A 25,038-nucleotide genomic window follows, 5' to 3' on the forward strand; every position below is an offset into this window, starting at 1 on the left:
GGCTGGCATGTCGTTCAATAGAATGGAATCCGGACGGGCGTCGATTTCCGATGTCGTCTACATGGAAGTGATCACGGGCCTGCACGGCACGACGGTGCCCACCATTCTCGCCGCCGTCTGCCAGGTGATGGTCGGCGCGATCACGACCTACGAGACCGGTGACGCGGTCACGGCAGCCCTTACGGTCGCCGGTGTCGTGGTGGCCATGATCCGTCTGTTCGAAATCGCTGCGTTCCGCCGTCGCCTCACGCAGCCGCCGCGGCTGGATCGGGCCGAGGCCGCGCGCTGGGAACGGCGGTACATTTCCGGCACCGTCATGACGGCCTTGGTGCTCGGCGTGTTTGCGGCGCGCAGCATTGTGCTGGGCGACGCGCTCTGCTGCGTGATGGCGGTCGGCATCGGTTTCGGCTTCGGTGCCGGCGTGGTGGCGCGGCTGGCGCTGCGCCCGGTCGCAGCGCTGCTCGATCTGGTTGCGATCGCCGCGCCTGCCGCGATCGTGACGTTCATGGAGCCCGATCTGCGCCATGTCGGGCTCGGACTCCTCATCCTGATGTATGTGGCTGCGAGCTTCGAGATGGTACGGCTGAGCTTCAATGCCTCGATCAGCCAGATCACGCTCAAGCGACAGTTCGAACAGCTCGCGCGCTCGGATTCGATGACCGGCGTCTTCAACCGTTCGGTGCTGGCGGAGGATCTGCCGCGCATGCTGGCGGACAGAACTTCCGGCATGATCGCCGTCCACGCGCTCGATCTCGATCGCTTCAAGGAGGCCAATGACCGCTTCGGCCATCCTGTCGGCGACGCGCTGCTCAAGCAGGTGGCCGGGCGGCTCAAGGCGCTTGCCGCAGCTCATGATCTCGTGGTCCGGATGGGCGGCGACGAGTTCATCCTGGTGCAGCGCGCGGCGACCGATGCGGAAGCGATGGCACGGCGGATCGTGCAATCGCTCAGCGCGCCCTATGATGTCGACGGGCAGGTGATCGGGCTCGGCGTCAGCGTCGGCGTTGCTGTCGCGCCGCAGGATGGGCGCACGGTGGAGGGGCTGTTGTCGCGCTCCGACCGGGCGATGTACCGCGCCAAGCAGGACGGCGGCGGCTACGTGCTGGCGCGGGAGCTGCGGACGGCGGACATGCGCGCCTCCGGTAAGCCGGTGGCCGGAGGTTTGGCTGCGTAAGGACTTGTTGGAACCGCAATCGAGATGCGGTTAGATGCCTCCCAAGAGACGAGCCGGGAGGGCATTATGAGCAGCATCGAAGCCAGCGACACGCCGAAGGGCGCAACGCCGTCCGTCATCGCGCAGCAAACAGCGATGCTGAACGCGCTGCCGTTCTCCGACACGCGGGATTTCGACGATTCCGCGCGCGGCTTTCTCGGCACGATCGAGAACGCGGAGATCGCCAATCCGCAAGGGCGAACGGTCTGGAGCCTCGAGCCTTACGGCTTCCTGTCGACTGAAGAGGCGCCAGCCACCGTCAATCCGAGCCTGTGGCGGCAGTCGCGGCTCAACATGCAGCACGGCCTGTTCGAGGTCGTGCCCGGCGTGTACCAGGTGCGTGGGCTCGACATCGCCAACATGACGCTGATCGAAGGCGACAGCGGCGTGATCGTGGTCGACACCCTGACCTCGATCGAGGGGGCGCGCGCCGCGCTCGATCTCTACTACAAGCATCGCGGCCAGCGACCGGTCGCGACCGTGATCTTCACGCACACCCACACCGACCATTGGGGCGGTGCGCGCGGCGTGCTGGAGGAGGATGCACTCGCGAGCGGCCGCGTACCGATCATCGCGCCGAACTTGTTCATGGAGCATGCCGTCTCCGAGAACATCATCGCGGGACCTGCGATGCTGCGCCGGGCGCAGTACCAGTTCGGGCCTCTCCTCGCCAAGGGCGCGCGCGGGCAGGTCGATTGCGGGCTCGGCAAGTCGATGGCGACTGGTTCAGTGGCGCTGCTGCGGCCGACCGATTTGATCATGGCGACCGGCGACCGGCGCGTGATCGACGGCGTCACATTCGAATTCCAGATGGCGCCGAACAGCGAAGCGCCGGCGGAGATGCATTTCTTCATCCCGCGTTACAAGCTGTTGAACCTGGCCGAGAACTGCACCCACAATTTCCACAATCTGCTGCCGTTCCGCGGCGCCGACGTGCGCGACGCGCTGGCCTGGTCGAAATATCTGGGCGAGGCCTTGCAGCTCTGGGGATGGCAAGGCGGAGGCGATGTGCGGCCAGCATCACTGGCCGGTGTGGGGACACGAACGCATCGGCACGATGATCCGCCAGCAGCGCGACCTCTATAAGTTCGCGCATGACCAGACCATCCGCCTGATGAACCACGGCCTCACCGCGGCCGAGATCGCCGAAACGATCCAGCTGCCCAACAGCCTCGAGGGCGCCTGGCACGGCCGCGGCTATTACGGCCACATCCGGCATAACGTGAAGGCGATCTATCAAAAGTATCTGGGCTGGTACGACGCCAATCCGGTCAATCTCGATCCGCTGCCCCCGGTTGAGTCGGGCAGGAAATATGTCGAGTACATGGGCGGCGCCGACGCCATCCTCGCGCGGGCGCGTGTCGATTTCGACAAGGGCGAATTCCGCTTCGTGGCGCAGGCGCTCGGCCATCTCGTCTTTGCCGAGCCGGACAATCAGGCTGCGCGTGCGTTGCTGGCGGATACGTTGGAGCAGCTCGGCTATGCCGCTGAAAGCGTGACTTGGCGCAATGCCTATCTGTTCGGCGCGCAGGAATTGCGCCAGGGCATGCCGAAGGTGCCGGCACGCCCGCCGATGCCGCGCGAGACGCTGGCGGCGCTGCGTACCTCACAGCTCTGGGACGTGCTCGGCATCCGCCTCAACGGACCCAAGGCGGAAGGAAAGCACATCGTGCTGAACTGGAGCTTCTCCGACACCGGCGAGACCTTCGTGCTCAATCTGGAGAACTGCGCGCTCACCTACACGGAGGGCATGCAGGCGGACAATGCCGATGCCAGCTTCACGCTCGCGCGGTCGACGCTCGATGAGGTGATCGCAAAACTGACCAGCTTCCCGGAGGCCGTGACCGCCGGCAAGGTCAAATTCGCCGGCAACCCGATGCGCCTGGCCGAGCTGATGGGCCTGATGGACGAATTCCCGCGCATGTTCGAGATCGTCGAGCCGAAGCGGGCGGTGGTGAGGTAGGGCAGCCGTCACCGCGTTCCCACTGTCATCGTCCGGCTTGACCGGACGATCCAGTACTCCGCGGCGGGAGTTGCGTGAGCAAACTGCTGCCGCGGCGTACTGGATGCCCCGCCAGCGCGGGGCATGACAGCGGCTACTCCGCGCTGCTCACCAGCTTGATCCGCGGCGCCTGTTCCTCGCCAAGGCTCCGATAGGCCGCGAGATAATCCAGCGCCATCCGCCGCGCCGTGAAGCGCGTCTCGAATTGCTTGCGGATGACGGAGCGGTCGAGTTGCGACAGGCGACCGACGACGCCGGCTGCGCTGAGGACGTCCTCGACGACGAAGCCGGTGAGGCCCTCGTCGATGATCTCCGGCACCGAGCCGCGGTTGAAGGCGATGACCGGCGTTCCGCAGGCCATGGCTTCGATCATCACCAGGCCGAACGGCTCCGGCCAGTCGATCGGCAACAAGAGGCCGAGCGCGCCGCTCAAAAAGTCCGACTTCTCGTGATCGCTGATCTCGCCGATGAATTCCACCAGCGGATTGTTCTCGATCATCGGCCGGATCAGCTCGTCGTAGTAATCCTGGTCAGCACGATCGACCTTGGCGGCGATCTTGAGCGGAATGCCGCAATGCGTCGCGATCTTGATGGCGCGGTCGACGCCCTTTTCCGGCGCGATGCGGCCGAGCACGGCGAGGTATTCCTGTTTCGCCGGCTTCGGCGTCAGCAGGTTCTCGGGTAGGCCGTGGTGGATCGTCCTCACCCAATTCGCCTGCGGCACCGGCCGGCGCTGCGCGTTCGAGATCGAGATGACGGGGACCTTCGAGAAGGTGTTGAAGACCGGTTGATGCTCCGGCAGGTCGAGCCGGCCGTGCAGCGTGGTCAGGAACGGCGTCGGCTGCCGGTAGAACAGCGACCACGGATAATAATCGAGATGGAAGTGGAGGAAGTCGAACTCCTCGTCGTCACATTTCTGCCGCACCCGCTCCAGCATCACCATGTGCAGCGCATTGGGATCGCGCACGGAACCGTCGAGGCGGAGCGCCCGCGGCCACAGCGCATCCAGCTTTGCCGAGGTTTGCGAGTCGCCGCTGGCGAACAGCGTCACATCGTGCCCAAGGGCCACCAGCTCTTCCGTCAACCAATGCACCACCCGCTCGGTGCCGCCATACAGCTTGGGTGGAACAGCCTCCGTCAACGGAGCTACCTGCGCGATGCGCATCTCACCATCTCCTCTGTGCGATCATGATTGTAGAAAGCCCCCGCCTGTTCAGCACCGGCACGCCAGACAAGGGAACGTTCCCGCACTTGCGAAGTTCCTCCTTCCGAACGTTACTTATTCGACACGTCGGATGCCCGTCGCGATGCTGCCATCACATCTTCGCAGAACGCCCGCATCCGCATGTCGTGATGAGTGTGCCCGGGAACCGAGGCGAAGTGGTCGATGTTCAGTCGGCTAACAACAAAAGTTTGAATCATCACGACGGGGTCAATAGTCACATGGATCATCTTTCTGGGTATGCGCACCGGCCGTTTGCCTTTGTTTTGCGCTATCTTCGGCGTCGGCTCGCATCGCATCTCGTGATCCTGACGGCTGTGGTGGCGGCCGTTGCCTGCTCCGTAGGCACGCAGTACGGCGTCAAATCCCTCGTCGACAGTCTGTCGGCGGGCGCTTCTCATGGTGGAAGCGTATGGCTGGCATTCATTTTCCTCATGACGCTGATCGCCGCCGACAATTTCCTTTGGCGGATCGCGAGCTGGACCGCCAGCTTCACCTTCGTTCGTGTCACGGGTGATTTACGCCGTGACATATTTCGTCATCTGACCGGCCATGCGCCGAGCTACTTCTCCGACCGCATGCCCGGCATGCTGACCAGCCGCATCACGGCGACGTCGAATGCGGTGTTCACGGTCGAAAACATGTTCGTCTGGAATGTGTTGCCGCCGTGCATCGCAACGGTTGCGGCCATCGCGCTGATTGGAACCGTCAGCCCTTACATGGCACTCGGCCTGATGGTGATTGCCGGCGGCATGGTGCTTGCGATGTTCCGCCTTGCGGCCGCAGGGAAACCGCTGCATGACGACTTCGCCGACAAGGCCGCCGTCGTGGACGGCGAGATGATCGACGTCATCAGCAACATGCCGCTGGTGCGCGCGTTCTGCGGCATCGGGCACGAGCATGAGCGGTTCGACGCGACTGTGAACCGGGAGCTCACCGCGCGCGGCCGCAGCCTGCGCTATCTGGAGAAGCTGCGGCTTATCCATGCCGGCGTCACTGTCGTGCTCACGATTGCCCTGATGGCCTGGGCGATCATGCTCTGGCAGGATGGCCGGGCAACCACCGGCGACGTCGTGCTGGTCTGCACCCTCGGTCTCTCCATTCTGAACGCGACGCGCGATCTCGCGGTGGCGTTGGTCGACGTCACCCAGCACGTTGCGCGGCTGACCGAGGCGATCGCCACGCTGCTGGTGCCGCATGAATTGCGCGACCATCCCGAGGCCGAGCCGCTGGTGAAGAGCGGCGCCGCGATCGCGTTCAACAATGTCACCTTCGGCTATCCCGGCGGCGAAAAGATCTTCGAGCGCTTCAGCCTGCGCCTGCAACCCGGCCAGCGCGTCGGCCTGGTCGGCCAGTCGGGCGGCGGCAAGTCGACGCTGTTCACGCTGCTCCAGCGCTTCTACGATACCGACGAGGGCAGCATCACCATCGACGGCCAGGACATTTCCAAGGTGACGCAGCAGAGCCTGCGCGAGGCGATCTCCGTCGTGCCGCAGGACATCTCGCTGTTCCACCGCTCGATTCGCGAGAACATCCGCTATGGCCGCCCGAACGCGACCGACGACGAGGTGCTGCGTGCCGCGATTGCGGCGCGCTGCGATTTCGTCGAAAGCCTGCCTGGCGGTCTCGACACCATGGTCGGCGACCGCGGTGTCAAGATGTCCGGCGGTCAGCGCCAGCGCATCGCGATCGCGCGCGCCTTCCTGAAGGACGCGCCGATCCTGCTGCTGGACGAGGCGACCGCCGCGCTCGACAGCGAATCCGAGGAGGCGATCCGTGAGGCGTTGTCGCGGCTGATGCGCGGCCGCACCGTCATCGCGATCGCCCACCGCCTCGCGACCCTGCGCAATTTCGATCGCGTGGTCGTGTTGAGGGGTGGTAAGATCATCGAGGACGGGTCGCCCGAGCGTCTGATGCAGGGCCACGGTCCCTATCGTGAGCTGGTCACGCAGGAAATGAGCCGGCTCGCCCAAGCCGCCGCGTAAACCAACAGTCGCGTTCGAGTCGGTTGCGTGTCGAAACAAGCGCAGGGGAGCTGCTGATGTCGGCTGAAGCCGTTACCCAATTCGTCTCCGTGACGCGGACCGTGGACCAGGTCGCGGAGCAGCCTTTCTATATTCCGATGACGGGACCGTCGGCGCGGCCGCGGCGTTCGCTCAAGCACGACGACACCTTTATCGTGCTCGACAGCCATGGCGACATCGGCGCTTCGGCTGGCGGGCCCGATGGCCTGTTCCACCACGACACGCGCTACCTTGCGAGGCTCGAGCTCGTGCTCGACGATCTCCAGCCGCTGCTGCTGGGCTCGAACCTGCGCGACGACAATTCAGCCCTGACCGTCGATCTCACCAATCCGGACATCTACCGGCAGGGCAGCCTCGTGCTGCAAAAGGACCTGCTGCACATCGTGCGCACGATCTTCCTGTGGCGCGGCACCGCCTATCAGCGCATCGGCGTGCAGAACCACGGCGACCGCCCGGCCGGCTTCGCGCTGACGCTGCTGTTCGATAACGACTTCGCCGATCTGTTCGAAGTCCGCGGCGAGCGGCGCCCGCGCCGCGGCATCGGCTCGAGCCGGCTGTTGGGACCGACCGACGTGCTGTTCGACTACCGCGGTCTTGATGACGCCGAGCGCACCACGGGCCTGCATTTCGATCCGCGCCCGACCAAGTTGTCGGTGAACGCCGCGACCTGGCAGCTCGAACTCGACCCGCATGAGTCGAAATCCCTGTTCGTGGCCGTATCCTGCAACCGGCCGGTCGCGGAGAAGCCGGCGCGCTTTTTCAGAAGCCTGCTCGCCCACCGCCGCGAGATGCGCCGATCGACGATGGGCGCTGCCAGCATCGAGACCTCCAACAACATCTTCAACGAGGTGCTGTGCCAGGCCATGGCCGACCTCAACATGCTGATGACGGAGACGCCGCAAGGCCGCTATCCCTATGCGGGGATTCCCTGGTACTCGACGACGTTCGGCCGTGACGGGCTGATCACCGCGTTGCAGATGCTGTGGGTCGATCCGCGGATCGCCAAGGGCGTGCTGCGGCGGCTCGCCCATTTCCAGGCCAAGGCGGTCGATCCGCTCGCCGATGCCGCGCCGGGCAAGATCCTGCATGAGATGCGCGGCGGCGAGATGGCGGCGCTGCGGGAGGTACCGTTCGCGCAATATTACGGTAGCGTCGATTCCACGGCCTTGTTCGTCCTGCTGGCAGGAAGCTATTTCGAACGCACCGGCGACGAGAAGACATTGACCGAGCTGTGGCCGGCCATCGAAGCGGGGTTGGCCTGGATCGACGGCCCCGGTGACCCCGACAAGGACGGCTTCGTCGAATATCAGCGCGCCACGGAAAAGGGCCTCGCCAACCAGGGCTGGAAGGATTCCTACGACGCGATCTTCCATGCCGATGGCCAGCTTGCGGAAGGCAATCTCGCGCTGGCCGAAGTGCAAGGTTACGTCTTTGCCGCCAAGCGGCTCGCCGCGCGCTGCGCGCTCCGGCTCGGCAAGCCTGATCTCGCCAGGAAGCTCGAGGCCGAAGCCAAGGCGCTGGCCGAGCGTTTCGAGACCGCGTTCTGGTGCGAGGAGCTCGGCACCTATGCGCTTGCGCTCGACGGCAAGAAGCGGCCCTGCAAGGTGCGGACCTCGAACGCCGGCCAGATCCTGTTCAGCGGCATGATCCGCGAGGACCGCGCGCGCCTCGTCGCCGCCGATTTGATGCGGCCGCATTTCTTCTCGGGCTGGGGCATCCGCACCGTCGCTGTCGGCGAGGTGCGATACAACCCGATGTCCTATCATGACGGGTCGATCTGGCCGCACGACAATGCGCTGATCGCGCTCGGGCTCGCGCGCTACGGGCTCAAGCATTCGGTCGCGCATGTCTTCAAGGGACTGTTCGACGCCGCGACCTACATGGACCTGCGCCGCTTGCCCGAATTGTTCTGCGGCTTCCGGCGCGAAAAGCGGCGCGGCCCTACGCTCTATCCGGTCGCCTGCGCGCCGCAGGCCTGGGCCAGCGCAACGGCGTTCACGCTATTGGAGGCGGCGCTGGGCATCGAGTTCGACGTTGCGCGCGGCGAGATCCGGCTGCGCAATCCGCATCTGCCGGCGTTTCTGCACGAGGTGATCTTGCGCGATCTGCGCCTGGGCGAATCCAGCGTGGACCTGCGCGTCAGCCGCCATGGCGACGACGTGGCGCTGGAAGTGTTGCGCACGCGTGGCCAGATCCAGGTCTCGATCGTGCTGGCGCGCTAGCGGCGCGCCGTGAGGAGGGTGCATGCGTACCGCCGGATGGTTGGCCCTGGGCGTCGTGATCGTCGGCGGGATGACGCTCGCCGTGTCACGTGCCGCGGAGGAGTCGCCCGCGCCCTCGACCGAAGCGAATGCACCGCCGACGGCGCAGCCGCCGGCGTCATCGGTCCCCGTCACGCCAAAGAATGCAGCGCCACCGCCGTCGGTCACGATCATCGGCGCGAGCGATGCGCACGGTGTGCTTGGCCGTGACGTGCTCAGCGCGGCGAACGAGGACATGGGCCGCATCGTCGACGTCATCGTCGATCGGAGCGGGCACGTGCGCGCCGCCGTGATCGATTTCGGCGGCTTCCTCGGCGTCGGCAGCCGCAAGATCGTGGTGGACTGGAACGCGATGCGGTTCGGCAAGATCGTCAACAAGAAGGACAGCATCACGCTGGAATTGACCAAGGCACAGGTCGCAGCCGCGCCGGAATACAAGGAGGACACGCCGATGGTGGTACTCGGCGCGTCCGGCAGCCTGCAGCCGCTGCAAGCTGTTCAGTAAGGCGCGGGGAGGGATGGCCGCCGGTGCTGTTGTCAAGGAAGCCGAATCATGCGGATCGCAAGGACCGCGTTGAGCAGGACAACGTTTCCACGCCGTCGCCTGCCGGCATTCCGGCGCCGTCGCGCCAGAGCCTGCGCGGCCTCGACTGGTTCATCTTCTTCCTCGCCGACGTGCAGACCGGATTCGGGCCGTTCATCGCGGTCTATTTGACGACCCAGAAATGGACCCAGGTCGAGATCGGCCTCGTGTTGTCGATCGGCGGCATCGTTGCCTTGATCGGCCAGATGCCGGGCGGCGCCATCATCGATGCCGCGAAATCCGAGCGACTGGTCGCAGGCCTCGCCATCGCCACCATCGGCTGCTGCGCGCTCGCCTATGCGGCGATGCCGATCTTCCCCGTGGTGGTGGCTGCGGCCACCTTGCACGCCGCCGCGAGCTGCGTGCTCGGACCGGCGATCGCGGCAATCAGTCTCGGTCTGGTCGGCCCGCTCGCGATCGGCGAGCGTCTCGGCCGCAACGCGCGCTTTGCCTCGCTTGGCAACGGTGTTGCGGCCGCGGTGATGGGAACGGCCGGCTATCTGCTGTCGAGCCGCTCGGTGTTCCTGGTCACCTTCCTGCTCGCAATCCCCACCTTGATCGCCCTCTCTCGCATCCGCGAGCACGAGGTCGACATCGCACGCTGTCACGGCGAGATGCCGCGCGAGGCGGAGGATCGCGGCGACACCAATATCTGGCACTTGATCCGGCAGCGGCCGCTCATTGTCTTCGCGCTCAGCGTGCTCTTGTTGCAGCTCGCGAACGCCTCGATGATGCCGCTGATGGCAAGCGCGGTGACGGCGCGATCGAGCGAGTGGGCGACGGTGCTCGTCGCGTTTTGCATCGTCGTGCCGCAGGCGATCGTGGCGCTGCTGTCGCCGAGCGTAGGGCGCAAGGCGCAAGCATGGGGCCGCAGGCCGCTGCTGCTGATCGGATTCGCGGCGCTGACGATTCGCGGTCTGCTGTTCGCGACCGTGCGCGATCCGTATCTGCTGGTGCTGGTGCAGGTGTTCGACGGCCTCACCGCGGCGGTGTTCGCGGTGATGATCCCGTTGATCGTGGCCGACGTCGCCTTCGGCAGCGGCCATTTCAACCTCGCGCAGGGCATCGTCGGCACGGCGATGGGCATCGGCGCGTCGATGAGCACCGCGCTTGGCGGCTATGTCAGCGATAAATTCGGCAATGCCATGGCGTTCACCGGATTGTCCGGCGTCGCGGCGACGGGACTTCTGCTTATTCTGCTTGTGATGCCGGAGACGCGGCGCAAGGGCATGATCGCAGCAAAAGAAATGGCCGGCTGAACCAATTCAGCCGGCCATGAGCGGGTGGGAGAGGGGAGATCAGGCGTCGAGATTGTGCAGGCGTGCGCGGTTGCGCAACACGATCTGGCGGGCGCCGGAGAAGCCGAGAATGCCTTGGGCGTGAAGCTGTGACAGCGCGCGCGAGACGGTCTCGAGCGTGAGACCGAGATAGTCGCCGATGTCGCGGCGGCACATCGGCAGCGCCATCATGCCGGCAACCGCGAGGCGGCGGTCCATTTCGAGCAGGAAGGTTGCGACGCGCTCCATCGCGGTCTTGCGGCCCAGCAGCAGCATGTGGTCTTCGGCGTGGCGAAGCTCACCGGCGGTCATGGCCCAGAGCTTGCGGGCGACCTGGACGTCGGTGGCTGCGGCCTTCTCGAGGCTCGCGCGCTTCACGAGGCGCACCGTGGTGTCGATGATAGCTTCAGCAGCGAGGCGGTGGGTGGTGCCGGATTCGAGGCCGAATACGTCGCCGGGAAGGTGGAAGGAGCCGATCTGGCGGCGGCCATCGGAGAGAAGCTTGTAGCTGCGCACGGCGCCGGTGACGACCTGATAGACATACTCGGCCGGCTCGTCCTCGCCATAGATCTCCTCTTCCTTGCGGTAGGAGAACTCGGTGGCAACGAGACCGACATGGCCGGCAATCGCACCGAACTGGTCGGAGACGGGATGGCCCGGGGCGATCTTGCTGCCGTTGATCTGGGTCTTGATCGCCTGGGTGTTGATCGTCTGGGTCAGCATCTGCGCCATCTCCGTTGTGATGACGCTTTGGTACGCGGTATCGGATGCCTCGAAAATTTCGCGAGATATCTTAAGGGGGGTGCCTTACGTAGAATCCCGTAGGTCAGCTATGGACCCGGTTCTGGATGGCGTGGCGAATGCGTTTGACCAGGTTTTCGTCCAGAAGCGGCTTCAGAATTACCTCGTTCACGCCTGCGGCCGCCGCCCGGGCCGAGATATTCGGGTCGGGATAGCCGGTGATCAGGATCACCGGGGTACCGCCCTCGGAGAGGCGCAGCCGCCCGGCCAGCTCGATGCCGTTGATGTCGGGCATTTTGTAGTCGATCACGTAACAGTCTGCACCGGACGGGCTCGCCGCATTGAGCAGCGCCGTGGCATTTCGAAAGGTCCGCACGGCAAAGCCGTCGGTTTCCAACAGGAAGCGCAGGGAGCCCAGCACGGCGGCGTCGTCGTCCACCACATAGACGGTTGGTTTCGCGGGTGACGACATCGGGAGCCGCTCAGGATGGGAGCTGATCGCAATCATTCCGATCTGGTAGCACAGGGCGAGCGACCGGTTTTGACTTGCCTCAATCCTGGTGACTTCAATCGTTGAGCATTCCGGCGCGCATCGCCAGCCGGACCAGCTCCGACAGGCTGTTGGCCTGCATCTTGGTCATCACGTTGGCCCGGTAGACCTCGATGGTACGCGGGCTGATGTCGTACTCGCGGGCGATCAGCTTGTTGGAGAGGCCCGCGATCAGCCCCTCCATGACCTGGCGCTCCCTGGGGCTCAGGGAAGCGACGCGAGCGGCGAGGTCCTGGGCCACGGCCTCGTTCCTGGCCGCCGGCTCGCCCTCGCGGATCGCGGATTCGATCATGGCGACGAGGCGGTCATCTTCGAACGGCTTTTCCAGGAAATCCATGGCACCGAGTTTCATCGCCTCGACCGCGAGCGGCACGTCGCCATGGCCGGTCATGATCAGGATTGGAAACCGGCTGCGCTGCGCCTTCAGGCGCTTGAGAAGCTCGATCCCGTCGATACCGGGCATCCGCACGTCGGAGACGACGCAGCCGAAGGCGAGGCCGGGCAGGGCGTCGAGAAAACTCTGCGCGTTGTCGAACAGTGTGACGCCGAAGCCAGCTGAATCCAGCAGGAAATTCAGCGAATCCCGCATCGCCTCGTCGTCGTCAATGACGTAGATGATTCCCTTGGTCGTCATGGATCAGTTCTCGTCGGCTGCCGGCAACGTGAAGCGGAATGTCGCTCCACCCGATGCGTTGCTCTCGGCCCACATCCGGCCGCCGTGAGCCTCGATGATCGAGCGGCTGATGGACAGTCCTACGCCCATGCCGGTGTCCTTGGTGGTGAAGAAAGTCTGAAACAGGTTTGGCATGACGTCGTCCTGGAAGCCGGAGCCGGTGTCGGAGACCTCGATCTCGATCATGTCGTCGGCGGCGCGGGTGTTGGTGACGACGAGCTCGCGCCGTGGCGACTGCGCCATCGCTTCCAGCGCGTTGCGGAACAGGTTGACCAGCACCTGCTGGATTTGCACCCGGTCGGCGAGCACGAGATCGGCATTTGGATTGAGGCCGAAACGGAGCTGCACATCCTGCTCGCGCGCGCCTGCCAGCCCGAGGGCGCCGGCCTCTTCGATCAGTCTGGACAGACTCTCGACCCGTTTCTCCGACTCGCCGCGGGAGACGAAGTCGCGCAAGCGCCGGATGATCTGGCCGGCGCGCAGCGCCTGTTCGGCGGCGCGGTCCAGCGCGCTCTCGATCTTCGGCGCATTCGGATCCTGGCTTCCGGCGAGCAACCGCCGCGACCCCTTCATGTAGTTGCTGATCGCTGCCAGCGGCTGGTTCAGCTCGTGGGCGAGCGCGGACGCCATTTCGCCCATCGCGCTCAATCGCGAGACATGGACGAGCTCGGATTGCAATTCCTGGAGCCGCGTCTGGGTTTTCTGATGCTCGGTCAGATCGCGGACGAAGCCGGTAAAATAGGGCTCGCCGCCCGACTGCATCTCGCCGATCGACAGGTGCATCGGAAAGGTCGTGCCGTCGCGGCGCTTGCCGGTCACGATGCGACCGATGCCGATGATGTGTGGGTCGCTGGTGGTCCGGTAGCGCGCGATGTAGCCGTCGTGACGTGAGCTGTCGGGCTCCGGCATCAGGATGCGGACGTTCTGCCCGATCGCCTCCGACTCGACCCAGCCGAACAGGCGCTCCGCCGCCGTGCTGAAGAGCTGGATGATGCCATGGCCGTCGATGACGATCATGGCATCGGGAATCGTCTGGAGGATCGAGCGGAGGTGACTCTCGCGGGTGCGCAGGGTTTCCTCGACCTGCTTCTCCTCATCGACGTCAAGAAAGATGCCGCTGAGATGTCGAGCGGCGCCGGCGTCGTCTCGAATCAGCCCCGCGCGGGCGCGAATCCACTGCGCTCTGCCCGACGCCCCCGCGACCCTGAACGACACGTCGAAGCTGCCGCCCCGTTCGGAGACGCGCCGGATCGCGATCTCGATCCGCTCGCGGTCGTTCGGCTCCAGCCGGGACAGGAACAGCGCGTAACTCACCGATTGGCCAGATTCGATTCCGAATAGGCTTCTGGCCGTCTCCGACCACTCCAATTCCAGTGTCGTGAGATCGAGATCCCAGGTCCCGACGCCAAATCCTTCGATTCGAACGCGGAAATGTTCGCCCCGGCCGTCATCTTGCGGATGAATCACACGGGTCGGCGCCAAACGATCACTCCCATTCTGATGCGGGGAACCGCACAGCGTTACCGTCGGCAATGTACCCAAGGAGGGGCCAGAGGCAAGTTCCGATGTCTTATACCATTGGCAGATTTCAGGCCGGCGCGGTGATCCAAGGTTTTGATCTATCTCATCCTGCCAGGCAGCGGCCGGCTTACGATCGGATCAAAGCCCATTGCTTCGGAGAATCTCGATGACATACGCGACCGTGATGGTCAGCCTGGCGCTCGATCAGCCCAACGAGGCGCGGCTTCAGGTCGCGGGCGAGCTTGCCGAACGATTTGAGGCGTCGATCATCGGCGTTGCTTCGGCGCAATTCGCCCCGCCGCTCTATTTCAGCGATGGCACTGCAGCGCAGGCACTGATCGATGAGGGGGAAGCCTCGGTCAAGCGACGCCTGGGCGAGCTCGAGGCGCAATTCCGCGCCGCGATCCGGAATCGCGGCGGACATGTGGAATGGCGCAGCGCCATGGATTTCCCGGCGCGCTTTACGTTCACTCAGGCGCGTTGCGCCGACATGGTCGTCACCGGCGGCCAGAGCCCGGCCTTCTCCGACGCCTTCGCGCTCGCGAGCCCCAAGGATCTGGTGATGCAGGCCGGCCGGCCGATCCTGGTCGTGCCTGACGGGGTCAACTGGCTCGATCTGCGCAGCGTCCTGGTCGCGTGGAAGGATACGCCGGAAGCGCGGCGGGCGCTCGCCGATGCGCTGCCGATACTACGCAAGGCCAGGGATGTCACCGTCCTCGCAATTCCCGAAGGCGACGACGACCGCCCTGCCGCGGTCGCTGGCGTGACCGACGTGACGGCGTGGCTTGCCCGCCACGGCGTGACCGCGATCGCGCGCGTTTCCGAAGCGGCCCGGAACGAAACCGTCGCCGGGCAACTGGAGAAAATTGCCGGCGATGTCGGCGCCAGTCTGATTGTCGCCGGTGCCTACGGTCATTCGCGCTTCCGCGAACTGATCCTCGGCGGCGTCACCCAATATCTGGTCACTCAATCTGCCCGCTGCGTGCTGCTGTCGCACTGACGCGGGAGCGATGCAAGACGAATCAAAGAGGACGCGCCGTGTACAGATTCCTTGAACAGACCGTCGACGGCTACATGACGCACGACGTCAGGACTGTGAGGCGCGACCTCGACCTGCTCGCGCTCAGCGAGATGTTCGAACGCGATGATTTCAATTCCTACCCCGTCGAGGACGACGGGCAGGTCGTCGGCATCGTCACCAAGTTCGACATCCTGAAGTGCTTCGCCTTCACGCCGAGCCAGATGCTGCCGCGCTACCACGACCTGATGAGCCGCAAAATCGGCGACGTCATGACGCCCGACTTCATCTATGTCAGCCCCGACACGCGGCTGACGCGCGTGCTCCAGATCATGGTCGAGCACCGCATCAGGAGCATCATCGTGCTCGACGGCGCGCAGAAGCTGGTCGGTATCGTCGCGCGCGAGGACGTCATCACGGCGCTCAAGGCGACGGCGCGGGAGTGAGAATTGTCGGCTCCATAATTACGGGAGAGTCTTTTTCTTCCCTTCTCCCCTTGTGGGAGAAGGTGGCATAGGCGGCTTTCGGCGCCGTTCTTAAGAACGCCGAAGCGAAGCTTCGGCTATGGCGCCGGATGAGGGGTTTTCTCCACCGAAAGAGTCTTCGTGCGGGGACCAACCCCTCACCCAAGTGAGTGCGCGGCATGGTCCTCGCTGCCCTCTCCCACAAGGGGATAGGGCACTTTAACAACCGCCTCACATTAACAGAAATCCACATAGCTTGATTTCAATCAATTCCCCGCGAGGGCGAATGTGGTTTCTGGCCCTGTGTTCTTTCAGAGAGAATCCGCATGAGCCAGCCCTCCATCTCCAAGTCCATGACGTCAGGTGAAAGCGGCCTGGCTGTCGTGTTCGCGGTCACCGCCTTCCTCTGCGTGATTGCCTCGGCCAAGGCGCTCGATGCGCCCTTCGCCTTCCATGCCGCGCTGAGCGCGGCGGCCAGCCTCGCGGCGGTCTTCTGCATCATCAACCGTTATCTCGATCGACCGGCGGCGTTGCCGCCTGCAGAGATCAGCGGCCGGCCCAATTACAACATGGGCCCCATCAAGTTCTCCTCCGTCATGGCGATGTTCTGGGGCATTGCCGGCTTTCTCGTCGGCCTCATCATCGCCTCGCAACTGGCGTGGCCGGCGCTGAACTTCGATCTGCCCTGGACCAGCTTCGGCCGCCTGCGTCCGCTGCACACGTCCGCAGTGATCTTTGCCTTCGGCGGCAACGTCCTGATCGCGACCTCCTTCTACGTCGTCCAGAAGAGCTGCCGCGTTCGGCTTGCAGGCGATCTCGCGCCATGGTTCGTCGTCGTCGGCTACAATTTCTTCATCCTGATCGCCGGCACCGGCTATCTGCTCGGCGTCACCCAGTCGAAGGAATATGCCGAGCCGGAATGGTACGCCGATCTGTGGCTGACCATCGTCTGGGTCACCTATCTGCTGGTCTTCCTTGCCACGATCATCAAGCGCAAGGAACCGCACATCTTCGTCGCGAACTGGTTCTATCTCGCTTTCATCGTGACGATTGCGGTCTTGCATCTCGGTAACAACCCGGCTCTGCCAGTTTCGGTGTTCGGCTCGAAATCCTACATCGCCTGGGGCGGCATCCAGGACGCCATGTTCCAGTGGTGGTACGGCCACAACGCGGTCGGCTTCTTCCTGACCGCCGGCTTCCTCGCCATCATGTACTACTTCATCCCCAAGCGCGCCGAGCGGCCGATCTATTCGTACCGCCTCTCGATCATCCACTTCTGGGCGCTGATCTTCCTCTACATCTGGGCCGGCCCGCACCATCTGCACTACACGGCGCTGCCGGACTGGACCCAGACGCTCGGCATGACATTCTCGATCATGCTGTGGATGCCGTCCTGGGGCGGCATGATCAACGGCCTGATGACGCTGTCGGGCGCCTGGGACAAGCTGCGCACCGATCCCGTGCTGCGCATGCTCGTGGTCTCCGTCGCCTTCTACGGCATGTCGACCTTCGAAGGACCGATGATGTCGATCAAGGTGGTCAACTCGCTCAGCCACTACACCGACTGGACCATCGGCCACGTGCATTCCGGCGCGCTCGGCTGGGTCGGTTTCGTCTCCTTCGGCGCGCTCTACTGCCTGGTGCCCTGGATCTGGAATCGCAAGGGCCTCTACAGCCTTAAGCTCGTCAACTGGCACTTCTGGATCGCGACGCTTGGCATCGTCCTCTACATCTCGGCGATGTGGGTGTCCGGCATCCTCCAGGGCCTGATGTGGCGCGCCTACACCTCGCTCGGCTTCCTCGAATATTCCTTCATCGAGACCGTCGAAGCGATGCATCCCTTCTACATCATCCGCGCTGCCGGCGGCGGGCTGTTCCTGATCGGCGCGTTGATCATGGCCTACAATCTCTGGATGACCGTTCGCGTCGGCGAACAGGAAGTCCAGATGCCCGTCGCTCTTCAGCCGGCGGAATGAGGAGTTTTCCATGTCGTTCTGGACACGCCACCAAATCTTCGAAAAGAACTCGATCATCCTGATCGTCGGCATCCTGCTGGTGATCGCGATCGGCGGTCTCGTCGAGATCACCCCGCTGTTCTACCTCAAGAGCACGATCGAGGCGGTCGACGGGATCAGGCCGTATACGCCGCTGGAGCTCGCCGGGCGCAACGTCTACATCCGCGAAGGCTGCTATCTCTGCCATTCGCAGATGATCCGGCCCTTGCGCGACGAGGTCGAGCGCTACGGCCATTTCTCGCTGGCCGCCGAGAGCATGTACGACCATCCGTTCCAGTGGGGCTCGAAGCGCACCGGTCCCGATCTTGCCCGCGTCGGCGCCAAATATTCCGACGACTGGCACGTCACCCATCTGACCAATCCGCGCGCAATCGTGCCGCAATCGGTGATGCCCGGCTACCCGTTCCTGAGCCAGACCGAGGTCGATCCGGACACGATCGCCGACCACATGCGCACGCTGCGGACCGTCGGCACGCCCTACACCGACGACCAGATCGCCAATGCGGGCGCCGACATGAAAGCCCAGGCCGATCCTGACAATGCCGGCTCCGACGCTTTCACCAAGCGCTACGCCAAGGCCGTGGTGCGCAACTTCGACGGCAAGGCCGGCACGCCGACCGAGATGGACGCGCTGATCGCCTATCTCCAGATGCTCGGCACGCTGGTCGACTTCAAGATCTACAACGAGAAAGCCAATCTTCGCTGAGAAGGCACAACGATGAAAGCCATCCTGACCCTCGACAATCTCGCGTCCGGTCTCGTGACCACGATCTGGACGCCGGTGTTCGTCGCGATCTTTGTCGCGATCATCGCCTACGCATTCTGGCCCCGTAACAAGGCAGCTTTCGACGAAGCGGCACACCTGCCGTTGCGGGAGGAGTAAGAGATCATGACCGATCATCATAGCGACATCGATCCCGTCTCCGGCAGGTCCACGACCGGACATGAGTGGGACGGCATCAAGGAGCTCAACACGCCGCTGCCGCGCTGGTGGGTAATCACCTTCTACCTCACCATCGTCTGGGCGGTCGGCTACTGGATCGTGTATCCGGCCTGGCCGCTGATCTCGGGCAATACCACGGGCCTGTTCGGCTACTCGACACGCGCCGACGTCGCGGTCGAGCTCGCCAACCTCGAGAAGATCCGCGGAGCCAAGATGGTTGCCTTGGGCGCGGCCTCGCTCGTCGAGATCGAGAAGGACCCGGCGCTGCTCGCGCTCGCCCGCGCCAAGGGCAAGACCGTGTTCGGCGACAATTGCGCGCCGTGTCACGGCTCAGGCGGCGCCGGTGCCAAGGGCTATCCGAACCTGAACGACGACGACTGGCTGTGGGGCGGATCGCTCGACCAGATCATGCAGACCATCCAGTTCGGCGCACGTTCCGGCCACGCCAAGACGCATGAAGGCCAGATGCTCGCATTCGGCAAGGACGGCGTGCTGAAGCCGGAGGAGATCGTCACGGCCGCCAACTATGTCCGGGCACTGTCGGGCCTTCCGACCCGCAAGGGCTATGACGCGGCCAAGGGCGAGAAGATCTTCGCGGAGAATTGCGTCGCCTGCCATGGCGACGGCGGCAAGGGCAACCCGGAGATGGGCGCCCCCAATTTGACCGACAAGATCTGGCTCTATGGTTCGGACGAGGCGACGCTGATCGAGACCATCAGCCAGGGCCGCGCGGGCGTGATGCCGGCCTGGGAAGGGCGGCTCGATCCCGCCACCATCAAGGCGATGGCAGTTTACGTCCACTCGCTGGGCGGCGGAAAATAGCCAATTGGGAACAAGCGGGGGCGAACAAAAAACGCTCCCGCTTGCGCTGGATCAACTGACGCGGCGGCGTCGGGTCTAGGTTTTATCGCACCTCCCGAAAAGCTGCAGGCGATGAACAGGACCGTGAACCCAAAAGAGCTCCCATTAGACGATGACAACGGGCCGCTCTATGTGGCCCAGAAGAAAGTCTATCCCCAGAGCATCTCCGGCACCTTCCGCCGGATCAAATGGGGCCTGATGGCGTTCTGCCTCGGCGTCTACTACTTCCTGCCGTTCGTGCGCTGGAACCGCGGCCTCGGTGCTCCGAGCCAAGCGGTGCTGATCGATCTTCCCAACAGCCGCTTCTATTTCTTCTTCATCGAGCTGTGGCCGCAGGAGGTCTACTACTTCACCGGCCTGCTGATCGTCGCCGCGGTGGCGCTATTCCTGATGAACTCGGTCGGCGGCCGCATCTGGTGCGGCTATCTCTGTCCGCAGACCGTGTGGACGGACCTGTTCTATGCGGTCGAGCGTCTGATCGAGGGCGACCGGCGCGAGCGGATGAAGAAGGACAAATCGTCCGACCCGATGAAGCTGGAGCGCATCTCCGAGATCGTGCTCAAGCATTCGATCTGGCTCTTGATCGGGTGGTGGACCGGCGGCGCATGGGTGCTCTATTTCAACGACGCACCGACGCTGGTCAGGGAACTCGTCACCTTCCAGGCGCCGATGATCGCCTATATCTGGATCGGCATTCTCACCGCGACGACCTACGTGCTCGCCGGCTTCATGCGCGAGCAGGTCTGCACCTATATGTGCCCGTGGCCGCGGATCCAGGCCGCGCTCACCGATGAATGGGCGCTCAACGTGACCTATCGTTACGATCGCGGCGAGAAGCGTACGTCGGTCAAGAAGGCGGCCGAGCTGCGCGCGCTCGGCGAGCAAGTCGGCGACTGCGTCGACTGTTATCAATGCGTCGCCGTGTGTCCGACCGGCATCGACATCCGCAATGGACCGCAGCTCGAATGCATCCAGTGCGGGCTCTGCATCGACGCCTGCGACAACGTGATGACCAAGATCGGCCGGCCGAAGCGGCTGATCGGCTACGACAACGACGTCAACATCCAGCGCCGCCAGGAAGGCAAGGCGCCGGTCTACCGCATTGTCCGGGCTCGCACCGTCGCCTACAGCGCGATCATCGCGGCGGTCGGTGGCATCATGATCTATACGCTGGCGACCCGCAGCCTGCTCGACGTCAACGTGCTGCACGACCGCAACCCGGTCGCGGTCAGGCTCAGCGACGGCTCGGTCCGCAACGCCTACACGGTGCGGTTGCTCAACAAGAGCGGCTACGACCGCGTCATTGCGATCGACGCGAGCGGTCCGGTTAATGCGACGATCCATGTCATCGGGATCGATTCCGTGACGCAGGACCGGCCGATGATCGTGGTTCCGCGCGACTCCACCAGCGAGCTGCGGGTGCTCGTGACCGCGCCGGTCGAGGGCAATCCGGAAAAGTCGATCCCGGTTCGCTTTCACGTCACCGATATCGGTCTCGGCGAAGTCGCCAGCGCCACCGACAATTTCGTCGCGCCCTAGGATCAGGAGTTTGCCATGGCAACCAAGCCGCTGACCGGAACCAAGGTGTTTCTGATGCTGGTCGCCTTCTTCGGCGTCGTGATCGGCGTCAACGTGACCATGATGAAGCTCGCGATCGCGACGCTGCCAGGCACGGACGTCGACAGCCCCTATGCCGCGGGCCTCGCCTATGATCGCGAAATCTCGGCGGCGCAGGACCAGGCCGCGCGCAAATGGAAGGTCAACGCCCATGTCGAGCGCCGCGCCGATGGTGGCGCCGTGCTTCAGGTCGAGGCGCGCGACGCGAGCGGCCAGCCGATCGCCGGACTGAAATTCGGAGGCCGCCTGGAGCGGCCGACCGACAAGCGCGCCGATCTCGCAATCGAGCTCTCGGAGGCCGGCATCGGGCTCTATCGCGGCAATGCCGCATCGGTCGCACCGGGCCAGTGGGACCTGGTGATCGAGGGCGAGACGCGGGGAGCGCGCGTGTTCATGTCGCGCAACCGCGTGATCCTGAACTGAAGGATTTTGCCATGCACGTCTCGCGCGACTTTTCGCATTACGTCCGGACTGCGGGCGAGGGCGTCCAGCACATCGATCTCGCGGTCGAGGGCGTTCACTGCGCCGGCTGCATGGCCAAGATCGAGCGCGGGCTGTCCGCGATTCCCGACGTCACGCTGGCGCGCGTGAACCTCACCGACCGGCGCGTTGCGCTGGAATGGAAGGCGGGCACGCTCGATCCGGCACGCTTCATCGATCGCCTCGAAGAGCTCGGCTACAAGGCCTATCCTTACGAGACCGAGAGCGCGGAGGCGACCGAGGTCGCCGAATCGCGCTTCCTGCTGCGTTGCCTCGGCGTCGCCGCGTTCGCCACCATGAACGTGATGATGCTGTCGATTCCGGTGTGGTCCGGCAACGTCTCGGACATGCTGCCGGAGCAGCGCGATTTCTTCCACTGGCTGTCGGCGCTGATCGCACTGCCGGCGGCGGCCTATGCCGGCCAGCCGTTCTTCCGCTCGGCCTGGCGCGCGCTGTCGGCCAAGACCACCAACATGGACGTGCCGATCTCGATCGGCGTGACACTGGCGCTCGGCATGTCCGTGGTTGAGACCATCAACCACGCCGAGCACGCCTATTTCGACGCGGCGATCATGCTGCTCACTTTCCTCCTGGTCGGCCGCTTTCTCGACCAGAATATGCGGCGGCGGACCCGCGCGGTCGCAGGCAATCTCGCCGCGCTCAAGGCGGAGACCGCGGCCAAGTTCGTCGGGCCTGGCGAGATATCTCAAGTGCCGGTGGCCGCGATCTATCCCGGCGACATCGTGCTGCTGCGGCCCGGCGAGCGCTGCGCGGTCGACGGCACCGTGATCGAGGGCCGTTCCGAAATCGACCAGAGCCTGATCACCGGCGAGACGCTCTACGTCACGGCAGGCCAGGGCACGCCGGTCTATGCGGGATCGATGAACATCTCGGGCAGCTTGCGGGTGCGGGTCTCGGCGGCCTCCGAGGCGACGCTGCTCGCCGAGATCACGCGGCTGCTCGACAACGCGCTGCAGGCGCGCTCGCGCTACATGCGGCTCGCAGACCGCGCCTCGCGACTCTATGCGCCCGTGGTGCATGCCACCGCGCTCGTCACCATCCTCGGCTGGGTCATCGCGGGCGCCGGCTGGCATGATGCGATCGTGACCGGCGTCGCGGTGCTGATCATCACCTGTCCCTGCGCGCTCGGGCTCGCCATTCCGACGGTGCAGACGATCGCCTCGGGCGCAATGTTCAGATCGGGCGTACTGCTCAATTCGGGCGATGCCATCGAGCGTCTCGCAGAAGCCGATCACGTCATCTTCGACAAGACCGGGACGCTGACGCTGCCCGATCTCGACGTGATGAACGCCGCCGATATCCCCGCTGATGTCTTCGAGCTTGCCGGACGGCTCGCGCTGTCGAGCCATCATCCGGTCGCCGCCGCCGTCGCGCAGGCCTCCGACGCCAGATCGCCGATCGTCAGCGCGGTAGAGGAAGCCGGCCAGGGCGTGCGCGCTGTGGTCGATGGCATCGAGATTCGCCTTGGCCGTCCGTCCTTCTGCGGCGCCGAGACGCTGGTGTCCGACGTGACAAATCTCGATCCCGAAGCCTCCGTCGTGGCTTTCAGCAAGGGCGGCGATAAATTCATCCTCTCTGTGCGCCAGGGCCTCCGTCCCGATGCGCAGGCTGTGATCGCAGCGCTGAAGGCGCGCAATATCGGCATCGAGATTCTCTCCGGCGACCGTGAACCGGCGGTGATCGCGGCGGCCCACGCGCTGGGCATCTCGGAATGGCGCGCCGGGGTGACCCCAGCCGACAAGATCGCGCGGATCGAGGTCTTGAAGCAGAGGGGCATGAAGGTCCTGATGGTCGGCGACGGCATGAACGATGCGCCCTCGCTGGCGGCAGCGCACGTCTCGATGTCGCCGATCTCGGCCGCGCATTTGAGCCAGGCGACCGCCGATCTCGTCTTCCTCGGCCGGCCGCTGGCCCCGGTCGTCGCCGCCATCGACGCTTCGCGCAAGGCGCTGCACTTGATGCGGCAAAATCTCTGGCTTGCGATCGGCTACAATGTCCTCGCGGTGCCGGTGGCGATCAGCGGCGTCGTGACGCCCCTGATCGCGGCTGCCGCCATGAGCGGATCCTCGATCCTGGTGATGCTGAATTCGCTGCGCGCGCGCAGCGCCTCGCGGGAGATCGCGTGATGGAAATCCTGGTCATCCTGGTGCCGCTGGCGCTGATGCTCGGTCTCGCCGGTCTCGCCGCCTTCCTCTGGTCGCTCCGGAGCGGCCAGTACGACGATCTCGACGGCGCCGCCTGGCGCGCCATCGCCGACGACGAGCCGCCGCAGGAAGCGCCGGCCAAGCGCTAGCGCTTCAAGGCGAGCGTCAGCAGGGCCGCGACCGCGAGCGCCAGGCCCACCCCGGCCACGCAGGCATGCCAGCCATACGCGTCGAACAGCCGGCCGAGGACGGCGGTGCCGATGAGCCCGCCGCAGAAATAGCAGGCGAGATAGGTGCCGCTGGCGATGCCGCGGTTTTCAGCCGCAGCCTGTCCGACGAATCCTGTCGCAGCCGCTTGCGCGGAAAAGGTGCCGATTCCGACCAGAACCATCCCGGCGAGGACCGCGCCCAGGTGTGGGGCCAGCATCAGCGGCAAGCCGATCCCGGCGGTCGCGAGCGAGCCCCAGATCGTCGGACGCGTTCCGAGGCGCGACGCCACTTTGCCGGCCAGCAACGTCGTGACCACCGAAGGCAGGAAGACGAAGTAAACGAAGCCGAGGTCCATCATGCCCAGCGACAGCGGTGGCCGAACCAGAACGAAATTGACGAATGTGAAAGTGCCGATGAATGCGAACAGGATGCAGAAGCCGATGCCGTAGGCGGCACGCAGCCGTGAATCCCGCCACTGCGCGATCGTCGCGCCAAGCGCCGACGCCTTCGGCGTCGTTGCACGCGTCGGCTGTACGCGCGCAGTGGTGAAATAGACCAGTGCGGCGCCGGCCAGATTAAGGGCTGCAAAGAAATAGAAATTCCATGCCAGGCCAAGGCTATCGGCGATCGCGGCCGAGACCAGCCGGCCGACGAGATTGCTGGCGACGTTTCCCGTGATGTAGGCGGCAAAGGCGCCGCCGGAATCCATTGCGCTGCATTGCTCGCCGAGATGAGCCAATGTCAATGCGAAGGCGGATGCCATGCAGAGGCCCTGCGCGACCCGCAGGCCGGTGAAGACGGCAAGATTGGGCGCAGTCGCCAGCAGGCTCGTCGGAATCGCGAGCAGGGTCAGGCTGAGCAGGATGCCGATCCGCCTGTCGATGTGCGGGCTGAGAAAGCCGACGACGAGGCCTGCGACGGCCATGCCGAACGTGCTTGCGTTGACCGCCAGGCTCATCGCCGCTGGTGCGACACCGTAGTGACGTGTCAGCGAGGGCAGGATTGCCTGTGTCGCGAACAGGTCGACGACGGTGAGGAAGGCAGTGAGGCCGATCACGAGGGAGCGAAGCGCGAGACCTGGTGAATGCGCGTCCATCGTCATCGCGGTCGGTTTGATCGGCGCGGAAAGATCGGTCATGGCAGGCCTTCCTTGTGATGAATGTGGCGCCCGCATGCGGGGCAGCATGGGGATCCCGGG

21 protein-coding genes and 1 pseudogene are annotated in these 25,038 nt (G+C 64.7%); 16 read left to right on the forward strand and 6 right to left on the reverse strand.

Going from position 1 to position 25,038, the window contains the following annotated elements; all coding sequences use genetic code 11:
- Window positions 1-7 precede the first annotated feature (7 nt).
- Together AC0L30_RS00355 and AC0L30_RS00360 are read left to right on the forward strand one after the other, a co-directional pair.
- Window positions 8-1,174 (forward strand): GGDEF domain-containing protein, encoded by a 1,167-nt coding sequence (locus tag AC0L30_RS00355; protein ID WP_007594038.1) that lies wholly within the window; start codon window positions 8-10, stop codon window positions 1,172-1,174.
- A gap of 66 nt (window positions 1,175-1,240) precedes the next feature.
- Window positions 1,241-3,176, forward strand: a pseudogene (locus tag AC0L30_RS00360) (alkyl/aryl-sulfatase).
- A gap of 133 nt (window positions 3,177-3,309) precedes the next feature.
- On the opposite strand, the gene AC0L30_RS00365 reads toward AC0L30_RS00360, so the two are convergent.
- A complete protein-coding gene (locus tag AC0L30_RS00365; RefSeq protein ID WP_007594036.1) occupies window positions 3,310-4,380 on the reverse strand; it encodes a glycosyltransferase family 4 protein in 1,071 nt (356 codons plus the stop codon).
- Window positions 4,381-4,658: 278 nt separating this feature from the next.
- On the opposite strand from AC0L30_RS00365, the gene AC0L30_RS00370 reads away from it, so the two are divergent.
- The 4 genes from AC0L30_RS00370 to AC0L30_RS00385 are packed head-to-tail and all read left to right on the forward strand — an operon-like array spanning window position 4,659 to window position 10,564.
- The gene (locus tag AC0L30_RS00370; RefSeq protein ID WP_035993152.1) at window positions 4,659-6,422 is read left to right on the forward strand and encodes an ABC transporter ATP-binding protein; all 1,764 of its coding nucleotides are present in this window, start codon (window positions 4,659-4,661) and stop codon (window positions 6,420-6,422) included.
- Window positions 6,423-6,478: 56 nt separating this feature from the next.
- The gene (locus tag AC0L30_RS00375; protein ID WP_007594034.1) at window positions 6,479-8,683 is read left to right on the forward strand and encodes an amylo-alpha-1,6-glucosidase; all 2,205 of its coding nucleotides are present in this window, start codon (window positions 6,479-6,481) and stop codon (window positions 8,681-8,683) included.
- 22 nt (window positions 8,684-8,705) lie between these two features.
- Window positions 8,706-9,227, forward strand: a complete 522-nt coding sequence (locus tag AC0L30_RS00380) for a PRC-barrel domain-containing protein (RefSeq protein ID WP_007594032.1) — start codon at window positions 8,706-8,708, stop codon at window positions 9,225-9,227.
- A gap of 23 nt (window positions 9,228-9,250) precedes the next feature.
- The gene (locus AC0L30_RS00385) at window positions 9,251-10,564 is read left to right on the forward strand and encodes an MFS transporter (RefSeq protein ID WP_007594030.1); all 1,314 of its coding nucleotides are present in this window, start codon (window positions 9,251-9,253) and stop codon (window positions 10,562-10,564) included.
- 39 nt (window positions 10,565-10,603) lie between these two features.
- Here AC0L30_RS00385 and AC0L30_RS00390 read toward each other — a convergent pair whose 3' ends face one another.
- The 4 genes from AC0L30_RS00390 to fixL form a co-directional block, all read right to left on the reverse strand.
- Entirely contained in the window at window positions 10,604-11,305 is a 702-nt protein-coding gene (locus AC0L30_RS00390; protein WP_007594028.1) for a helix-turn-helix domain-containing protein, read from the reverse strand.
- A 103-nt stretch (window positions 11,306-11,408) separates the two neighbouring features.
- Window positions 11,409-11,831: a response regulator gene (locus tag AC0L30_RS00395; RefSeq protein ID WP_035993149.1), complete on the reverse strand. Its 423-nt coding sequence runs from the start codon at window positions 11,829-11,831 to the stop codon at window positions 11,409-11,411.
- Between the two features lie 58 nt (window positions 11,832-11,889).
- Entirely contained in the window at window positions 11,890-12,507 is a 618-nt protein-coding gene (gene fixJ / locus AC0L30_RS00400) for a response regulator FixJ (RefSeq protein ID WP_007594024.1), read from the reverse strand.
- 3 nt (window positions 12,508-12,510) lie between these two features.
- Window positions 12,511-14,028: a sensor protein FixL gene (gene fixL / locus AC0L30_RS00405; protein ID WP_007594022.1), complete on the reverse strand. Its 1,518-nt coding sequence runs from the start codon at window positions 14,026-14,028 to the stop codon at window positions 12,511-12,513.
- A gap of 205 nt (window positions 14,029-14,233) precedes the next feature.
- On the opposite strand from fixL, the gene AC0L30_RS00410 reads away from it, so the two are divergent.
- From AC0L30_RS00410 to ccoS, 10 genes are all read left to right on the forward strand, one after another.
- Entirely contained in the window at window positions 14,234-15,067 is an 834-nt protein-coding gene (locus tag AC0L30_RS00410) for a universal stress protein (RefSeq protein WP_007594020.1), read from the forward strand.
- A 38-nt stretch (window positions 15,068-15,105) separates the two neighbouring features.
- Window positions 15,106-15,531 carry a CBS domain-containing protein gene (locus AC0L30_RS00415; RefSeq protein WP_007594019.1) on the forward strand — a complete coding sequence of 142 codons (426 nt, stop codon included), beginning with the start codon at window positions 15,106-15,108 and terminating at the stop codon, window positions 15,529-15,531.
- A 344-nt stretch (window positions 15,532-15,875) separates the two neighbouring features.
- Window positions 15,876-17,525: a cytochrome-c oxidase, cbb3-type subunit I gene (gene ccoN / locus AC0L30_RS00420; protein ID WP_007594018.1), complete on the forward strand. Its 1,650-nt coding sequence runs from the start codon at window positions 15,876-15,878 to the stop codon at window positions 17,523-17,525.
- 10 nt (window positions 17,526-17,535) lie between these two features.
- Window positions 17,536-18,270, forward strand: coding sequence for a cytochrome-c oxidase, cbb3-type subunit II (gene ccoO, locus AC0L30_RS00425; protein ID WP_007594017.1), 735 nt, complete (start codon window positions 17,536-17,538; stop codon window positions 18,268-18,270).
- Between the two features lie 12 nt (window positions 18,271-18,282).
- On the forward strand, window positions 18,283-18,447 hold the full coding sequence (locus AC0L30_RS00430) for a CcoQ/FixQ family Cbb3-type cytochrome c oxidase assembly chaperone (RefSeq protein WP_007594016.1): 165 nt from the start codon (window positions 18,283-18,285) through the stop codon (window positions 18,445-18,447).
- Between the two features lie 6 nt (window positions 18,448-18,453).
- Window positions 18,454-19,329 (forward strand): cytochrome-c oxidase, cbb3-type subunit III, encoded by an 876-nt coding sequence (gene ccoP, locus AC0L30_RS00435; protein ID WP_007594015.1) that lies wholly within the window; start codon window positions 18,454-18,456, stop codon window positions 19,327-19,329.
- Window positions 19,330-19,440: 111 nt separating this feature from the next.
- The gene (gene ccoG / locus AC0L30_RS00440; protein WP_007594014.1) at window positions 19,441-20,907 is read left to right on the forward strand and encodes a cytochrome c oxidase accessory protein CcoG; all 1,467 of its coding nucleotides are present in this window, start codon (window positions 19,441-19,443) and stop codon (window positions 20,905-20,907) included.
- A gap of 15 nt (window positions 20,908-20,922) precedes the next feature.
- Window positions 20,923-21,408 carry a FixH family protein gene (locus AC0L30_RS00445; RefSeq protein ID WP_354127773.1) on the forward strand — a complete coding sequence of 162 codons (486 nt, stop codon included), beginning with the start codon at window positions 20,923-20,925 and terminating at the stop codon, window positions 21,406-21,408.
- Window positions 21,409-21,419: 11 nt separating this feature from the next.
- The gene (locus tag AC0L30_RS00450; protein ID WP_007594009.1) at window positions 21,420-23,612 is read left to right on the forward strand and encodes a cation-translocating P-type ATPase; all 2,193 of its coding nucleotides are present in this window, start codon (window positions 21,420-21,422) and stop codon (window positions 23,610-23,612) included.
- Window positions 23,612-23,779: a cbb3-type cytochrome oxidase assembly protein CcoS gene (ccoS, locus tag AC0L30_RS00455; RefSeq protein WP_007594007.1), complete on the forward strand. Its 168-nt coding sequence runs from the start codon at window positions 23,612-23,614 to the stop codon at window positions 23,777-23,779. The genes AC0L30_RS00450 and ccoS overlap by 1 nt, the downstream gene beginning before the upstream one ends.
- On the opposite strand, the gene AC0L30_RS00460 is transcribed toward ccoS, so the two are convergent.
- Window positions 23,776-24,978 (reverse strand): MFS transporter, encoded by a 1,203-nt coding sequence (locus AC0L30_RS00460; protein WP_007594006.1) that lies wholly within the window; start codon window positions 24,976-24,978, stop codon window positions 23,776-23,778. The genes ccoS and AC0L30_RS00460 overlap by 4 nt on opposite strands.
- Between the last annotated feature and the right edge of the window lie 60 nt (window positions 24,979-25,038).

This window comes from Bradyrhizobium sp. MI1.11 (assembly GCF_055811255.1).